This is a genomic window from Streptomyces sp. NBC_00285 (assembly GCF_036174265.1).
Lineage (GTDB): Bacteria > Actinomycetota > Actinomycetes > Streptomycetales > Streptomycetaceae > Streptomyces.
Map to the genome: position 1 here is coordinate 9,645,821 of NZ_CP108055.1, position 16,617 is coordinate 9,662,437.

Sequence of the window (16,617 nt, forward strand, 5' to 3'; positions counted from 1 at the left end):
GGATTCCATGGCTGTTCCGATCAGAACCGCGGTCGCCGCGCTCTGCGCCTCGCTGGCGGCCGCACTCCTCACCACCGTCCCCGCACGTGCCGACCAGCCCGACGACCAGAACGTCCAGCACGACCAAGCCTGGTCCGTGTCCACAGGAGCACACGCGCCCCGCGCACAGATCACCCTCGACGACGCCACCGGCACACTGACTCTCGCGGTGTCCCGGGACGGCCGTACGGTCATCGAACCGTCCCCCGTCGGCATCGTCACCGAACAGGCTGACCTGTCCAAGGACTTGCGCTTCCTGCACGTCAAGAACCGTAAGGTGCAGGAGCGTTACCGGACGAAGTCCGGCAAACGCCTGGACCGCCACGTCCGCATGAACGAGACCCGTCTGTCGTTCGCCACCACCGCGGGGGCCCGCCTCGACCTCGTCGTCCGCGCCTCCGCCGACGGTGTCGCCTACCGGTACGTCCTGCCCACCGGATCCGGTGACGTCCTCGCCGAGACCTCCGCCTTCGACCTCCCGCCGGACGCGCGCGCCTGGCTGGGCACCTACCGGGTCGACAACGAGGGCCAGTTCGCCCAGTACACCGCAGCGACGGCCCCCACCGCCGACTACTCCGACCAGGCCCTGTTCGCAACCGACGGCGGCTACACGCTGCTTGCCGAGTCCGGCGTCAGCGGTACGTACTCCGGCGCCCGCCTCGCCCACCAGCAGGGCTCCGGCACCTACCGCATCAAGCTCGCCGACGACCGCGTCGCCTCCACCGGCGCCCTGGCCACCCCGTGGCGGGCCATGGTCACCGGCGACCTCGCGACCGTCACCCGCTCCACCTTCACCGACGACCTCGCCCCCGCCTCCAAGGTCCGCGACACCTCCTGGATCAAGCCCGGCACCGTCCTGTGGACCTGGCTCGCCGGCGGCAGGGAAGCGGGTCAGAGCCTCGCCGCGCAGAGGGCGTACGTCGACTACGCGGCCGAACGCCACTGGCCGTACGAGGCAGTTGACGCCGGCTGGTACTACCGGCCGGGGGAGTGGGACGTCACCGATCCCGACTGGCAGACCGACAGCTGGATGCCGGAACTCGTCCGGTACGCCCGCGCCAAGGGCGTCGGAATCGTCGTCTGGATCCACCAGCGCGACCTCGACACCGCCGACGAACGCGCCCAGTGGCTGCCCACCCTGGAGAAGTGGGGCATCAAGGGCGTGAAGATCGACTTCATGAACTCCGAGGCCCAGCCCATGCTCCAGTGGTACGACACCATCCTCGCGGAGACGGCCGCCCACCACCTCATGGTCGACTTCCACGGGTCCACGATCCCCAAGGGCATCCAGCGCACCTGGCCGCAGGTGATGACCCTGGAAGGCGTGGCGGGGGAGGAGAAGCGCACCAACACCGCCGCCCACCTCACCACCCTGCCCTTCACCCGCAACGTCATCGGCTCCATGGACTTCACCCCCGGCGCCTTCCAACGCGTCGGACTGCGCCCCAACTCGGACGCGGCCGAGGTCGGCCTCACCGTCGCCTACGAGTCGGGGCTCCAGATGTACGCGGGCACCCCGCAGTCGTACGACGCCCGGCCGCTCGCCCGGGCCTACTTCGACCAGGTCCCCGCCGCCTGGGACGACACGCGACTGCTCGCCGGTGAACCCGGCCAGGAGGCCGTGCTGGCCCGCCGCAGCGGTGACCGTTGGTTCCTGGGTGGGGTCTACGCCGGCGCCGCCCGCACCGGCAAGGTGCCGTTGACCCTCGGTCCGGGACGGTGGCTGGTGGAGACGATCCGAGACGGTTCCGACGGCCTCGTCCAGGACCGGCATGTGCTGCGCGGCGGCGGCACACTGAGCGTCGACGTCGTGGCGAACGGCGGTTTCGTCGCGCTCGCCTGCCCCTGGCGGGCAGGCGTCACCACCTGCTACCGCTGAGCGCACGGTCGTTCCGGGAGTGGTGTCCGGTCGGTGATGTCGCCGATCGGACACGGCTCCCGGACGCCGGACTTCCGCACCGGGCCCCGCCAGATCACCGGGCCTCGCTAGGCTGGGTCCCGGAGGTGCCCAAGTGGCCGAAGAGGCACGGCAGTTGCAGGAAGTTCCCGAGTCCATGACGTCCACGACGGTCGTCGTGATAGGCGCGGGTCCGGCCGGGATGACCGTCGCCACCCTGCTCCAGCACAGCGGCATCGACTGCGTCGTACTCGAACGCAGCTCCCGCGACCACGTGGCGCAGCGCCAGCGCGCCGGGATCGTCGAGACCCGCGCGGTCCGGATGTTCGAGTCCTGGGGACTGACGGACCGTGTCCTCGGCGGTGTCCCCTATGACGGCATCCTGGAGTTCCGGGTGGACGGCCACAGTCATCTGGTCTCCGACAGCGACGGCTCCCAAGGCCCCGCGGCCCGCCTGTGCCCCCAGCAGGTTCTCGTGCAGAAGCTCACCGCGACCTTCCTGGAGGGCGGAGGCGACCTGCGGTTCGAGGCCGCCGACGTCTCCCTGCACGACCTGACCGGCGAGCGGCCCACGGTCCGCTACCGCGCTCCGGACGGCACGCCTCGCGCCATCACCTGCGCATTCGTGGCGGGCTGCGACGGCGACCGCGGAGTGAGCCGTACGGCGGTCCCCGACGGCGTGCTCACCGCGCACGCCTTCGACCACGGCATCGGCTGGCTCACGGTCCTCGCCGACGCCCCGCCCCCGGCCCACCCCCTCCTGGCCGTCAGCCGACAGGGCTTCGCCGCCCACTTCCCCCGCGGCCCGCACTCCAGCCGCTACTACCTCCAGTGCCCGCCCGACGACCATCCCGACGCCTGGTCGGAGACCCGCGTCTGGGACGCCCTGCGCACCAGGCTCGGCGACCCCGCCCTCGCCTCCGGCCCGATCACCGACCGCGAGATCTTCCGGCTCCGCAGCCTCGTCCATGACCCCATGCAGTACGGCCGTCTCTTCCTGGTCGGCGACGCGGCGCACATCGTGTCCCCCATGGGCGGCAAGGGCATGAACCTCGCCCTGTACGACGCCGATCTCCTCGCCCGAGCCGTGCGCGATGTCGTCCGAGGCGACGACGACACCGCCCTGCGTACCTACTCGTCGCGCTGTCTGCGCCGGGTCTGGAACGACCAGGAGTTCTCCCATTGGCTCACCCGGACCCTCCACGACGCGGGCGACGCCGAGCCCTTCCTGCGCAACCTCGCGCGCGCCCGACTCGACCGGCTCTTCAACTCCCCGGCCTCGGCCGGCGCCTTCGCGGAACTCATGACGGGCCTGGACCCGACCGGCCGCACGGTCACTGAGAACCTCCCCGGCAACCTTTCCGGCGTCGGCGGCGACTGACGATTCGGAAGGTCCCTCCGGCGGAGGACCGCCCCTACTCTGCGCACCCGGTCAACTCGACCTCGGTCCAAAGGCGTTCGCGAAGCTCGCCGCCCCCGTCCAGGGCCCGGTTCGACAGCCGGGCATGGGGCCCTGACCAGGGACCGTTCCGCCGAACGTCACCGTCATGACGGAACGGTCCTTGCACACGCCTGCTGTAGAGCGAGCGTCAGCTGGTGGTGGGGTTGCCGTAGTAGGCGTCGGGTCCGTGCTTGCGGGTGTAGTGGCGGTTGAGGAGGTGGGGCGGTGGGGGAGCCGTCGGCGACAGGGCGAGGGTGTGGAGGGCGATGTCGGCGACGGCTTCGCAGATGATGGCGTGTTCGAGGGATTTACGTGCGCTGGCGCCCCAGGTGAAGGGGCCGTGGTGGGCGACGAGGGCGGCGGGGACTTCCAGAGCCCGCTGATCGTCGCCTTCCAGGAGGTCCACGATGACTTGGCCGGTGTTGTACTCGTAGTCCTTCGCGCACTGTTCGGCGGTGAGGTCGGGGGTGACGGGGATGGGGCCGTTGAAGGTGTCGGCGTGGGTGGTGCCCAGGACGGGGATGTCACGGTGGGCCTGGGCGAAGGCGACGGCGTGGGTGGAGTGGGTGTGGGTGATGCCGCCGATGGAGGGAAAGGCCTGGTACAGGCTGCGGTGGGTTTCCGTGTCGGTGGAGGGGCGCAGGTCACCGTTGACGACGATGCCGTCGGAGAGGCGGACGGTGACGAGGTGGTCGAGGGTGAGCTGGTCGTAGGGCACGCCGGACGGTTTGATCACGAACACGCCGGCGGTGCGGTCGATGCCGCTGACGTTGCCCCAGGTCAGGGTGGCCAGTCCGGCCTCGGGGATGGCCAGGTTGGCTTCCAGGACTTCCTTGTGGAGTCCGTCCGGGGCGGTCGTGGTCATTTCGTGTCTCCTTGGGTGTGGTTGGTGGTGGTGGTTAGAGGTTTTGGGCGAGGCGGTGGTAGGCGGCGTTCCAGCGGAGTTCTTTGGCGAATTGGTTGGTGGTGGTGTTTTCGTCGATGGTGAGGAGTTCGACGTTGGTCATGGTGGCGTAGTCGGTGAGGGTTTCGAGGTCGAGGGCGGTGCTGAGGACGGTGTGGTGGGGTGCGCCGGCCAGGAGCCAGCTTTCGGCGGATTCGGCGAGGGAGGGGTGGGGTGTCCAGACGGCGCGGGCGACGGGGAGGTTGGGGAGGTCCTGGTCGGGGGTGACGACGTCGATGGTGTTGGCGGTGAGGCGGAAGCGGTCGCCGAGGTCGGAGAGGCCGACGACGATGGCGGGGCCTGCGGCGGCGTTGAAGACGAGGCGGACGGGGTCTTCGCGGTCGCCGATGGACAGGGGGTGGATTTCGCAGGTGGGTCGGTCGGCGGCGATGGTGGGGCAGACTTCGAGCATGTGGGCGCCGAGGACGCGGGGGGTGCCGGGGCCGAGGTGGTAGGTGTAGTCCTCCATGAAGCTGGTGCCGCCGTGCTGTCCTGCGGCCATGACTTTCATGGTGCGCAGGAGGGCGGAGGTTTTCCAGTCGCCTTCGCCGCCGAAGCCGTAGCCGTCGGCCATCAGGCGTTGCACGGCCAGGCCGGGGAGTTGGCGCAGGGCGCCGAGGTCTTCGAAGTTGGTGGTGAAGGCGGTGAAGTTGCCTTCGGTGAGGAAGGTGCGCAGGCCCAGTTCCTGGCGGGCGGCGTAGACGAGGGAGTCGTGGCGGTCGGCGCCGGGGCGCAGTTCGGGGGCGACGTCGTAGAGGTCGGTGTATTGGGTGGCGAGTTCCCGGGCCGTCTTGTCTTCTACTGCGTCGACGACGGCGACGAGGTCGTTGACGCCGTAGGTGTTGACGGAGTAGCCGAAGCGGAGTTGGGCTTCGACTTTGTCGCCTTCGGTGACGGCGACGTCGCGCATGTTGTCGCCGAAGCGGGCCAGGCGCAGGGTGCGGGAGGCGTGGCGGCCGGCGGCGGCGCGGGCCCAGGCGGTGATCCGGTGGGTGACGCGGGGGTCGGTGGCGTGACCGGCGACGATCTTCCGGTTGACGCCGACGCGGGCTTCGATGTGGCCGAATTCGCGGTCGCCGTGGGCGGCCTGGTTGAGGTTCATGAAGTCCATGTCGATGCTGGGCCAGGGCAGTGACTGGTTGTGCTGGGTGTGGAAGTGCAGCAGTGGCCGGTCCAGGGCGGACAGGCCGGCGATCCACATTTTGGCCGGGGAGAAGGTGTGCATCCAGGCGATCACGCCGACGCAGGTGTCGGAGGTGCTGGCCTCCTGGCAGACGCGGCGGATCGCCTCGGCGTCGGTCAGGACCGGCTTCCACACGATCCGGACCGGGATCTGCGCGTTCTCGTCCAGCAGGCCGCAGATCTCCCGGGACTGCGCGGCCACCTGCTCCAGCACATCATCGCCGTACAGACCCTGACTACCCGTCAGAAACCAGATCTCCTGACCCGGAAAAGAAGACGTGTCGCTGCTCATAAGGGGTGTTCCTTTCACACAGAGGGAAATCGACCGTGCGCACGCAGGCGCAGGCAGGCAGGCGGGCGTGGCGGGTCAGGCCATGGCTTGGGCGCGGAGGGTGCGCAGGCGGTGCATGACCTGGTTGGTGCCGCGGCCGAAGTAGTCGTGCAGGAGCTGGTATTCGGCGTAGAGGCGGTCGTAGGCGGCGGCCCGGTCGGGGTCGGGCTGATACACGCCGCGTTCGGCCTTGCCCATCGAGCGGGCGCAGGCCTGGATGTCGGGGTAGGCGCCGGCCGCGACCGCGGCGTGCATGGCCGCACCCAGCGCGGGACCCTGGGCGGAGGCGATCACACTCAGCGGCAGCCGCGTGACATCGGCGTAGATCTGCATGAGCAGGGCGTTCTTCGTCAGCCCGCCCGCGATGATCAGCTCACCCACCGGCACCCCCGAGGCTTCGAACGCCTCGATGATGGTCCGCGTCCCGAACGCGGTCGCCTCCAGCAACGCCCGGTAGATGTCCTCCGGACGGGTCGAGAGGGTCTGGCCCACGATCACACCGCTCAGGTCGTGGTCGACCAGGACGGAACGGTTGCCGCTGTGCCAGTCCAGCGCGACCAGACCGTGCTCCCCCACCTTCTGCCCGGCCGCCAGCCCGGTCAGATACTCGTGCGGATCCTGACCCAGAGCGGCAGCCTGCTCCGCATAAGCGGCGGGGAAACCGGTCCGGATGAACCAGCCGAAAATATCGCCGACCCCGCTCTGCCCTGCCTCATACCCCCACAGCCCGGGCAGGATCCCCCCGTCCACGACCCCGCACATGCCCGGCACCACACCCTGCTGGTCCGAACTCATCACATGACACGTCGAGGTGCCCATGATGGCCACCATCTGCCCCGGCGCAACGGCTCCGGCCGCGGGCGCCGTGACATGCGCGTCCACGTTGCCGACACACACCGCGATGCCCTCCGGCAGGCCCGTCCACGCCGCCGCCTCGGCCGTCAGCGACCCGGCCCGCCCGCCCAGCTGACCGATCGGATGCTCCAGCTTGTCCGCCACAAACCCCGCGAACTCCGGGTTCAGCGCCGCCAGGAACTGCTCCGAGGGATACACACCGTCCTGAAGCTGACCCTTATACCCGGCCGTGCAGGCGTTACGGACATACGTGCCGCACAACTGCCACACGATCCAGTCCGCCGCCTCCACCCACCGCTCCATCCGGTGATACAGCTCCGGATCCTCCTCCAGCAACTGCAACGCCTTCGCGAACTCCCACTCCGAAGAAATCTTCCCCCCGTACCGCTGCAGCCAGGCTTCCTTACGCTCCCCCGCCAACTGCGTGATCCGGTCCGCCTGCGCCTGCGCCGCATGATGACGCCACAACTTCACATACGCATGCGGACGCCCCGACAGGCCCTCCACCTCACACAACGGCGTCCCGTCCGCCAGCACCGCAACCATCGTGCACGCCGTGAAATCCGTCCCGATCCCCACCACCCGACCGGCATCCACCCCCGCCACCGACAACGCCGCCGGCACCGCATGACGCAACACATCCACATAATCCGACGGCACCTGCAACGCCCAGTCCGGCCCCAACCGCGTCCCGTCCGGCAACACACGGTCCAACACCCCATGCGGATACACATACTCCGCAGAACCCAACTCCGCCCCATCACGGACACGGACCACCACAGCCCGCCCCGACAACGTCCCGTAATCCACACCGACGACATAGGTGTCGGAAGAGGAGGATTCCTGGTGCTCGGAATTCACGGCGAGGAGCCTTCCTGTCGCAGTATCGAACCACGTTCGAGATTTCGAATGATTGTCTTCATTCTAGCAAGTACTTGCCAGGCCCCGTCCAGAGCCCGGTAAGGGCTCTGGACGGAAGATGACGTCAGCCGTTCAGCGGTGCGACCGTGATGAGGTCGATGTCCGGCGCGTACGCCGAGGCGTTGCCGAAGGTGATGGAGTTGGAGCCGGCCTTGAGGGTGACCGGAACCGGCAGGTACCAGTAGTTGGACCAGCTGTAGCTGTTGCGGAACATGACCGTCTGCGTGGTGCCGTTGACGGTGATGTCGGCGGCCCTGGACACGACGTTGGTGTTGTAGTTCCCGGAGCCCGAGACCTGGTTGTTGGCGTAGCGGACGCTCATCACGTACCGGCCGGCCTTCGTGGCCTTCACGGGCAGGGTGAGGGTGTTGCCCGAGCCGTTGCCGATGTTGCCGACGTACTTGCCGCCCGAGGTCCAGGCGTTGCCCGTGACGGCCGCGTTGCCTGCGAGGACGCCGTCCTCGGCCTCGTAGGCGGTCACGCCCTCGGTACTCGGCGCACCGGTGACGCTCAGGTCGCGCAGGGAGAGGTGCCCTGAGCCCTGTGCGGCCGCGGTGATGCGGTTGTTGCCCGCCGACAGGTACAGCCTCAGGGTCTTACCGGTGTTCTTCCCCTTGGCCGGAGTCAGGGTGGCGGCGGTGGCGCCGTCGAGGCTCAGGGTGCCGTTTCCGGTGTAGGCGGCGCGCACGGTGTAGTACCCGTCGGCCGGTGCGCTGACGTCGAAGACGGCCTTGTCGCTCTTCCGCAGCACCAGGGTGCCGGCGCCGCTGACGCCCGAGGTGGAGTAGTCGTACGACGGCGAGCCGGTGATGTCGGCGTACGTCGCCGGGTAGACGGCCTGCGGTGTTTCCGACGCGGTGAGGTCGATCTTGTCGAGGGTGACCTCGCTGGTGCCCTTGGCCAGAGCCAGGGTGTGGGTGCCGGCCGACAGGGTGACCGGGGTGCGCACGATGGAGCGGTAGGTCCAGTTCAGAGTGGACCCGTAGGTGAGGGTGACAGGGGAGCCGCCGTCCACCGTGAGGTTCTGGGTGGAGGGGGTGCCGGACTGGTTGCCGTAGAAGACGTCCAGGTCGTACGTGCCCGTCTCGGGGACGGTGACGTCGAACGCGACCTTGCTGCTCGGCTGGTTGAGGCTGCCCACGTCCTTGGTGCCGGAGGTGGCGAAGCCATAGGGGTTGGAGCGCGACCCCTGGGAGTAGACCGTGCCCGCGGTGATCGTGGCGTCCTCGGCCTCGTACGACGCCGACCAGGGCAGGCTCGCCGCGGCGGACGTGCCGTGGCCGGCCGGGTTGACGGTGACGCGGTACGCGGCCATGGGGTCAAGGCCGGTCAGCGGCACGGTGACACCGTGGTCCTTGCCGACGGTACGGGTGGCGCGGGAGACCACGCTCGGTGCGGCGGCGGCACCCTCGTAGCCGCTCCAGCCGACTCGCTCCACGGTCACGTCGACCTTGTGTCCGAAGGAGGCGGGTATGTGCTGGAGCACGGTGTCGACGGAGCCGGAGGTCCCGCCGAGCAGGACCTGGGCCTGCTTGCGGCGCGCGTCCAGCGACCCGATGCCCTGCAGCGTGTCGATGGTGTTGGCCTGCGGCGGGGTGGTCTCGACGGTCTTGCCGGTCAGTCCCGCGTACCAACGCAGCAGCCACCAGCTGCCGTTGGGGATGTTGGTCTGGACGGCGTTGTCGTTGAGGTTGCCCGCGACGTTCCAGTACGCCTGGTCGGCGTAGACCTTGTTCCGTTCGAACATCGACAGCCACTGGACCATCTGCCCGGGGACGGACTGGTCGCGCCGGTTGGCGTACTCGTTGATGCTGACCGGCCGCGCGGAGATGCCCGCGTTCTTCTCGATGGTCCGGTAGGCGGCGAGGTTGGACTCGAAGTTCTGCAGGGAACCTGGGTCCAGCTCGTGCCAGGTGGTGACGTCCGGCAGGACGTTGTTGGCCTTCGCCCACGGGTAGAAGTCGCCCATGAGCCGAGCGTCGTAGTGGGTCTCGTTGGGGCCGGCGATCCGGGCGTTCGGGATGATCGAGCGGATCTTCTTGTAGACGGTGGCCCAGTCACTCTCGAACCTGTCACGTGCGCTGGTGTACGTGGCGGTGTCGGAGCTGCCCAGGCCCTGATACCAGATGCCGTCGGGCTCGTTGAACGGCACCCACACGAAGTCGTCCGCGTCGGGGCGGGCGGCGACCTTGCGGACCATGGTGTCGACCTTGGCCAGGTAGTCGGCCAGGCCGAGGTTCTCGTAGGGCCACTGGGAGTAGTAGTCCTGCATGTAGATCTGGACCTCGCCGCCGCCGGCGCGGTCGTAGGCGGGCTTGACCGTCAACGCGTCGCCGTTGGGGTGCTGCAGGCCGTCGGGCGCCTTCTGCACGATCGAGGTCATGTGCAGGGGGTCGAGCAGACTGGCGCCGGGAACGCCGTCGTCGCTGAGCCCGTAGAGCGTTCCGTTGGCGCCGTGCATGACGGCGCCGGTGGTCCGGCCGAGGTCCACTGTCAGCTGGGGTGTCGCCGCTTGCGCGGCCGGGATGGTCAGAGCCGTGCCCAGGAGGGCTGCGGCGACGACGCCCGCGCCCACGAGGGTGCGGAAGCGTCCGGATCTGGTGGCTGTTCGAGGCATGACGGTCCTCCTCCTCCCGCGGCGTTGCGGGAGGCGTGCGGGGCTGGGTGGATCCGGCGTGGGCCGGGGGTACTTGACGGTGCCGCTGGTGATGCCGGAGAGGGCGCGGCGCCGAAGGATGACGAAGACGAACACCGTGGCAGGGCTCGTCGTCACGACGCGGGCGGAGATCAGATGCCGGTGGCCGGGGTACGGCTGGACGCCGGCGACCTGGGGGCGGCCGAGCGGGAGGGTGACCGCCTCCCCTCCGCCGGGGGCGGGGTGGGCGGCGGGATGCCGATCGCGACAGCCGCGAGGTCGTCGACCGCACCGGCACCAGCGGTGTCGCTCGGGTGCGCGGTGACGTACTGCTTGGTGGTGACTTTCGCGCCGGTTTGCGCGTCCCGGACTCTGCCGGCCTGCGTACCCCGGACTCTGCCGGACGGTGCATCCCGGTCTCCGCCGGACGCCGGGGGAGGGGGCGAGCAGGCGCCCTGCCGGGTGGTCGAGCGACCGGCGAGGGCGATGTCGGACACGAGGAGGCCGGCGGACCGGTTCATGCTGCCGAACGGCGCCCGTGCGGTCGCGCCGCCACTGCAGGCCAGCGGCTCGACGACTGCCTGGGCCTGCTCCTGGGTCTCTTCGTTCACGCTCGCGTGGCCGTCGACGATTCGCGACGTGGTCGAGCAGGAGAGGCCTGCCTCATCTTTGTGACCGGTCACATGCATGCCAGGATTGTGAGCGGTCACAACGTGGGCGTCAAGAGACGGACACATGGGATTCACACACCGAGCCGCGCAGGTGGCGTCGGCGCATCCCGTCCGCCTGGCGAGTGCCCAGCTCAGGCCCGCGAGGGGTCCCCGGTGCGGCCTTGTATGACGCGAGGGAAAAAGTTGACCACTTCCATCGGGGCCGGGTCGGGGGATCGCATGTCCGGTCGCAGTGTCGGGTGGGACTGCATGTCGTCGGTGCCCGGTGCCCGGTGCCCGGTGCCCGGTGTCGATGTGAGGCGACGGCGTAGCTCAGGTCTCTCCTGTATCGCCCTGAGGATGTCGAGTCCCGATGAGGGGACGAGTACCCGCACGCCCGAACCGGCAGCCTGGTCGTGGTCGACAACTCGACTGCCAGGAGCTTCGTCAGGTGCGTACGTTCTTCGACACCGGTCCGGTCCTGACGGTCTCCGAGCTGCTCGAACTTCCCGAACGCCGGGCGGACGCGGCTTGGAGTGCTGGAGCGTCCCGCCGCACCGGTCGGCCGCTGAGGCGGTCGCGCGCCTCGACTGCGAGGTCGGACGGGCGGGGCGTGCCTGCTCCGAGAACGCAGAGAAGCGGAGAAGCCCAGGAGCTGGGAGGCCGAGAAGTGGAGAAGACCCGGGGGGCTGGGAGGCCGGGAGGCAGGGAGGTCCCCACCCCGGGTCCTCGGCGTGCCGTTCGGACATGTCGATCCCGGCTTCACCGTGCGCCCCCTGGCCGCAAGTCCCTCCAGGGGACTCGTCGGCGGCGGCTTCGGTAGTTCGTTCTTCTGTCGCTGTGCGCTGCCGGTAGCGGGTTCGTTCTCGTCGCTGTCGACGCTGTAGGCCAACGCTCGTCGAGCCCGCCGATACATGGGATGTGTTGTCGGAGTTTCCGTCGGTGAGGTGACTCGCGTCGGCATGCACGGCGGCAGGTTGCAGGCCAAACTGGCTATTTGGACACCGAAGACTTACGGTCTGGAGTGATCGATCCCATCAATCGGATGCCCGGCTGGTTGACGTGGGCGGTCTGCATGGTCGAACTTCATTCGTGGCACCAGGGCGCTCCAGCCCGTCGAGTGCACCCCCTTCCCCTCTGTACCAGGGATGCTCATGTCGAGTTGGACCAACAGACCGCCAGTTCCTCGCCATCGCGACGGGCGTGACCGCGGCGACGGCCGCCGGAGGAGTGTTCGGCATCAGTAACGCCCAGGCAGCGCACCGGACCTACACGCCCGACTGGGACTCGGTGGACCAGCATCCGCCGGCTCCGGAATGGTTCAAGGATGCAAAGTTCGGCATCTACTTCCACTGGGGTGTCTTCGCCGTCCCGGCCTATGACAGCGAGTGGTACCCGCGCAACATGTACATCGACGGCACTGCGGCCAACACCCACCACATCGCCACCTACGGCCGGCCCGCGGTCTGGCCGTACCACAACTTCGTCAACGGAGCGAAGGACCTCGCAGGCAATCCCGCGCAGTTCGCGCCCGAACTGAAGTCGGCGGGCGGCAACTTCGACCCCGATGAGTGGGTGCAGTTGTTCGTGGACGCGGGCGCACGATTCGCCGGCCCCGTCGCCGAGCACCACGACGGCTACTCGATGTGGGACAGCCGGGTCAACGAGTGGAACTCGGTGGCCAAGGGACCGAAGCTCGACCTGCTGCACCTGTTCACCAAGGCAATTCGTGCCAAGGGACTGAAGCTGCTGGTGGCGATGCACCACGCGTACAACATGAACGGCTTCTACGACCACGTTCCCGCCCAGACCGACGCCAGTCTGAAGAAGCTGTACGGGCAACTCGGTTCGGCGGCGGAGAACCAGCTCTGGTACGACAAGCTCAAAGAGGTCATCGACCGGGCCAGGCCCGACATCGTCTGGCAGGACTTCACGCTGGACCAGGTCGACGAACAGCAGCGGCTGAACTTCCTGTCGTACTACTACAACCAGGCCGACAAGTGGGGCAAGCAGGTCGTCGCCACCTACAAGGACGGGATGAATGGGAAAGGCGAGGTCTTCGACTACGAGCGCGGTGGGCCGGGTGACCTCACCGCCCCCTACTGGCTGACCGACGACAGCATCTCGGACTCAAGCTGGTGCTGCACGCAGGGCATCGGCTACTACAGCGTCCAGCAGATGCTGCACTCGTTCATCGACCGGGTCAGCAAGAACGGCAACGTACTGCTGAACATCGCGCCGCAGACCGACGGCACCATCCCCCAGGCGCAGAAGGACGTCCTGCTGGGCATCGGCGACTACCTGAAGCACTTCGGCGAGTCGGTGTACGGAACCCGGGCCTGGACGACGTACGGCGAGGGTCCGACGAAGATGGGCGGCGGCGCCTTCACCAACCCGACCGCCGGTACGCCGCAGGACATTCGCTTCACCCGCGACAAGGCCAACACCGTTCTGTACGCCACTGTCCTGGGGTGGCCCGGCAGTTCCCTGACGGTCAGCACCCTCAACTCGGACCGAATCGACCTGAATTCGCTGAAGTCGGTGCAGTTGCTCCACGCCGACGACGGTCGTTGCGTCACCCTGGCCGAACCGGTGCAGGACTCCACGGGGCTGCGTGTGACGCTGCCGTCGGCTGCGCCCTTCAGCGCGCACGCGTACGTCCTGAAGTTCCGGTTCTCCGGTGGCATTCCCGGGCTGCGTCCGCTGCGCGGTGCCGTGGCCTTCCCCGAGGCCGACTACCACGGGGTCGGCGCGGTCCTTGCCGTCGGCCGGTACGGCAGCGACGACCTGGAACTCGCAGGTCTGGACCGCCGTAGCCTCTCCTCTCTGCGGCTCGCGCCGGGGTACCAGGTGGTCGGCTTCTCAGGCGACGACTTCACGGGGACCTCCTGGACGTTCACCGCCGACACCCGCGATCTGCGGGCCACCGGCGGCAACGACAAGATCGCCTCGCTGAAGGTGCAGTTCAGCCCGTCCGCCTCCTTCCGGATCACCAATGTCGCGGACGGACTCGCCCTGGACAGCGGCGGCAACGTCGCGTCGGGCGCGCACCTCAAGCAGTGGGCCTGGGACGGCAGCCCCAACCTTCAGTGGCAGGCGGTCGAGGTCGGTGACGGCTACTACAAGCTGGTCAACATCGCCAACAGCATGGTCGCCGACGGCTGGGGCGACGCGGCCAACGGCGCCGCCGCTCGCCAAGCCCCCTGGAACGGCGGCAGCAACCAGCAGTGGACGATCACCCACCGGGGGGACGGCCGCTACTCGCTCGCCAACCGCACCACCGGTCTGGTCCTCGACGGGGGCGGCAACGTCGCCTCCGGTTCCCTCACCAAGCAGTGGACGTACGACGGCAGCACCCATCTGATGTGGACCTTCACCACCCTGTGAGGATCACCCCGCAGTGACAGATGGCCGCCCGCGCGGAACGACGTCGCGGGCGGCCATGGCACTTTCCAACAAGCCTGCTACGTGGGGGAGTTGGAGCCTTCCTTCGGGCGTGCTTTCTGGAACGCCCATAGTTGTTCCCCCGACCCGTCCCGATGCGCTGCCACCACGTGCCGGGTCTCCGTACCGGGCTCGGCGGCCAGGGCGAGATCCTGGTGCCGGCCCAGCAGGAGTTCTCCGCCGGCGGTCAGGACGTACGACACCTGGCCGGGCTGATCCGTGCAGGAAGCGAGGCGGACGCTTTGCCCGCCGGGGTCGGTGGCCAGGCAGAGGGAAGGGTCGGCGCCGCTGCGCAGCGTGCCGTCGAACTGGTACGACCACTGCTGGGAGACGGCGGACGAACACCGCGCCAGATCGGCTTCGGCCCCGGAGTCGACCGGACCGGCCACGTCCAGGCAGAGCCCGGTGGCGGCATTGCGCAGGCTGCCGTCGGTGTCCGTGCCCGGCCCGGACAGGGAAGCAGTGGATGGGGCGGCGCCGACGGGCAGCGCGCTGGGGTCGGGGCTTGTCGAGACGGCAGTGGGGACACCCCAGGCGGGGACGCCAGGCATGCCTTGGCCGTCGTCGGACCAGCCCCGCGCAGCGAGGACGACTACCAGCAGAGCGAGTGAGGTGAGACCCGCACCGACGGCCGCCGCCGTACGGTGTCTGCTGTCCGCTCCGGTCCGGTGCCGGCCGCCGGGCGTCGAGCCGGCCGTCGCCTCCGTGGCCGACCAGTCCGCGGGGTCGCTGCGGCCGGGCCGAGAGGCGAGATAGCGGCGACCGCCCCAGCCGAGTACTGCGTCAGCGAGCAGAACTCCCAAACCGCCCTCGAAATAACCGAGTTGCTCAAGAGCATGCCGGCAGTGCGGGCATTGCCCCAGATGCAGACGGACATCGGGAGGCAGCGAGCCGTCCTTGCGTGCGGCGACGTCGATGAGACGGTTGTGGAAGCGGCATTCCGAGGACGGTGCCAGTTCCCGGTGCGCACGCACGACACCCGCCCGGAATTGTTCGCGGGCCTGTCCCAGCGCACTGGTCGCGACGGCCGTGTCGAATCCCGACAAACCGGCGGGTATGTCAATGGGTTCTGCCTCGACCTCGGTGTGCCACAACAGGCATTGGGAAATTGCGGGCAGCGCGACGAAGGCGCGTTCCGCGAGTTTGCGGCTCGTGGCGACTCCGGGTTTCGCTGTGTACAGGCCGCGGCCGCCGGTGGGCTTGCGCAGTTCCGGCATGGCCGCGCACGCTCCTTCGTCCGCGGCCCAGGCGCGGACGGTCTCGCGGACGGCCACGAGGAGTTGCGGGCGCAGGGCTCCGTCCGGGATGCCGTCCTCGAACCGGTTGAGCACCTGGTGGAAGGCGCTGGTCGCCGCGAGCGGGGCCGCGGGTGTCGCGGAGGCCAGGCAGAGCAGTGCGTAGTCGCGAGCCGATGACCAGTGCCGTGCGAGGAGCAGGGCCGTGGCGTGCTGTCGTTCGGTGTCCTGGCCGCTCAGTTGTGTGAACAGGTCCCGGTCCGATTCCCCGGGAGTCAGACCGGGGCGGGGCGGGTGCGGCGGGCGTGGGGGGTAAGAGGACGGCACGTGACCAATTTCCTTTCCAGGCGCAGAACGGCATGCCAATTGACGCCCTGTCGGAAAGCGGGGAGTGATTGGTGCATACCTGCAGGGCAGCCTCTTCGGCTGGTCAAGCCGAGGCTGCCCTAAGGGGAGCCTCACCTTCGCATGTACGCCACACAGGAAACAAGAACTTCCACTGACTTATCTTCAAAGTCTGGGGAATTCGAAACGTTACCGGCGGTAGCTCCGGGTCTATTGGAAATGGTGACCAAGTGCCGGGAGGGGCGGGCGGTATCGGGCGCTCCGAAATCGATGATCATCTGACCCCGAGGCCCAGGCGGCGACCCCGCGCCGGGCGGGGCCGTCCTTCGGCTCGACTTCGATCCGCCCGAGGAGCGGGTCCCCGGCTTCGAGAATCATCGACCTCGCCACTCTGCACGCCCGCCTCCGAGCCGAGCTGGAGCGCTCCTACGCCACCACCCGCCGAGCCGCCGTCAGGACCCTCACCCGCGCCTGCACAGCCGCTGCCGGACAGCCCGTCAACCACGTCATCGACGGTCGAGTCGCCCTGGAGGGCCGGCGGCTTCTCGCCCACACCGACGAGCCGGTGGCGACCATCGCCCGCCGCCCGGGCTTTCCCGAACCCACCAACTTCGGCACGTTCTTCACCCGCCACGCCGGCGAGACTCCGGGTTCCTTCCGGCAGGCCCACCAAGGGCAACAGTGAGAACGGTCCCCGGG

At 68.8% G+C, this 16,617-nt stretch carries 9 protein-coding genes and 1 pseudogene; 4 read left to right on the forward strand and 6 right to left on the reverse strand.

Annotated features, from left to right (window positions below):
- The first annotated feature begins 7 nt into the window (after nucleotides 1-7).
- Nucleotides 8-1,918 (forward strand): glycoside hydrolase family 97 protein, encoded by a 1,911-nt coding sequence (locus tag OHT57_RS44205; RefSeq protein ID WP_328752615.1) that lies wholly within the window; start codon nucleotides 8-10, stop codon nucleotides 1,916-1,918.
- 175 nt (nucleotides 1,919-2,093) lie between these two features.
- A complete protein-coding gene (locus OHT57_RS44210) occupies nucleotides 2,094-3,317 on the forward strand; it encodes a 4-hydroxybenzoate 3-monooxygenase (RefSeq protein WP_443053652.1) in 1,224 nt (407 codons plus the stop codon).
- A 208-nt stretch (nucleotides 3,318-3,525) separates the two neighbouring features.
- Here the strand turns inward: OHT57_RS44210 and araD are convergent, their stop codons facing one another.
- The 5 genes from araD to OHT57_RS44235 form a co-directional block, all read right to left on the reverse strand.
- Entirely contained in the window at nucleotides 3,526-4,242 is a 717-nt protein-coding gene (araD, locus tag OHT57_RS44215) for an L-ribulose-5-phosphate 4-epimerase AraD (protein WP_328752617.1), read from the reverse strand.
- A gap of 34 nt (nucleotides 4,243-4,276) precedes the next feature.
- A complete protein-coding gene (araA, locus tag OHT57_RS44220; protein ID WP_328752618.1) occupies nucleotides 4,277-5,794 on the reverse strand; it encodes an L-arabinose isomerase in 1,518 nt (505 codons plus the stop codon).
- Nucleotides 5,795-5,869: 75 nt separating this feature from the next.
- Nucleotides 5,870-7,549 (reverse strand): ribulokinase, encoded by a 1,680-nt coding sequence (gene araB, locus OHT57_RS44225; protein ID WP_328752619.1) that lies wholly within the window; start codon nucleotides 7,547-7,549, stop codon nucleotides 5,870-5,872.
- Between the two features lie 124 nt (nucleotides 7,550-7,673).
- Entirely contained in the window at nucleotides 7,674-10,226 is a 2,553-nt protein-coding gene (locus tag OHT57_RS44230; protein WP_328752620.1) for a CBM35 domain-containing protein, read from the reverse strand.
- A 170-nt stretch (nucleotides 10,227-10,396) separates the two neighbouring features.
- A complete protein-coding gene (locus OHT57_RS44235; RefSeq protein WP_328752621.1) occupies nucleotides 10,397-10,933 on the reverse strand; it encodes a hypothetical protein in 537 nt (178 codons plus the stop codon).
- Nucleotides 10,934-12,097: 1,164 nt separating this feature from the next.
- On the opposite strand from OHT57_RS44235, the gene OHT57_RS44240 reads away from it, so the two are divergent.
- Entirely contained in the window at nucleotides 12,098-14,281 is a 2,184-nt protein-coding gene (locus tag OHT57_RS44240; RefSeq protein WP_328752622.1) for an alpha-L-fucosidase, read from the forward strand.
- Nucleotides 14,282-14,358: 77 nt separating this feature from the next.
- Here the strand turns inward: OHT57_RS44240 and OHT57_RS44245 are convergent, their stop codons facing one another.
- Nucleotides 14,359-15,900 carry an RICIN domain-containing protein gene (locus OHT57_RS44245; RefSeq protein ID WP_328752623.1) on the reverse strand — a complete coding sequence of 514 codons (1,542 nt, stop codon included), beginning with the start codon at nucleotides 15,898-15,900 and terminating at the stop codon, nucleotides 14,359-14,361.
- A gap of 409 nt (nucleotides 15,901-16,309) precedes the next feature.
- Between OHT57_RS44245 and OHT57_RS44250 the strand changes: the two are divergent.
- A pseudogene (locus OHT57_RS44250) lies at nucleotides 16,310-16,603 on the forward strand (helix-turn-helix domain-containing protein); the annotation flags it as partial.
- Nucleotides 16,604-16,617 lie beyond the last annotated feature (14 nt).

Excerpts from the sequence above, each read along its gene's own strand:
- OHT57_RS44205 (WP_328752615.1), top strand. The coding sequence starts at position 8 with ATGGCTGTTCCGATCAGAACCGCGGTCGCCGCGCTCTGCGCCTCGCTG.
- OHT57_RS44210 (WP_443053652.1), top strand. The coding sequence starts at position 2,094 with ATGACGTCCACGACGGTCGTCGTGATAGGCGCGGGTCCGGCCGGGATG.
- araD (WP_328752617.1), bottom strand. The coding sequence starts at position 4,242 with ATGACCACGACCGCCCCGGACGGACTCCACAAGGAAGTCCTGGAAGCC.
- araA (WP_328752618.1), bottom strand. The coding sequence starts at position 5,794 with ATGAGCAGCGACACGTCTTCTTTTCCGGGTCAGGAGATCTGGTTTCTG.
- OHT57_RS44230 (WP_328752620.1), bottom strand. The coding sequence starts at position 10,226 with ATGCCTCGAACAGCCACCAGATCCGGACGCTTCCGCACCCTCGTGGGC.
- OHT57_RS44235 (WP_328752621.1), bottom strand. The coding sequence starts at position 10,933 with ATGCATGTGACCGGTCACAAAGATGAGGCAGGCCTCTCCTGCTCGACC.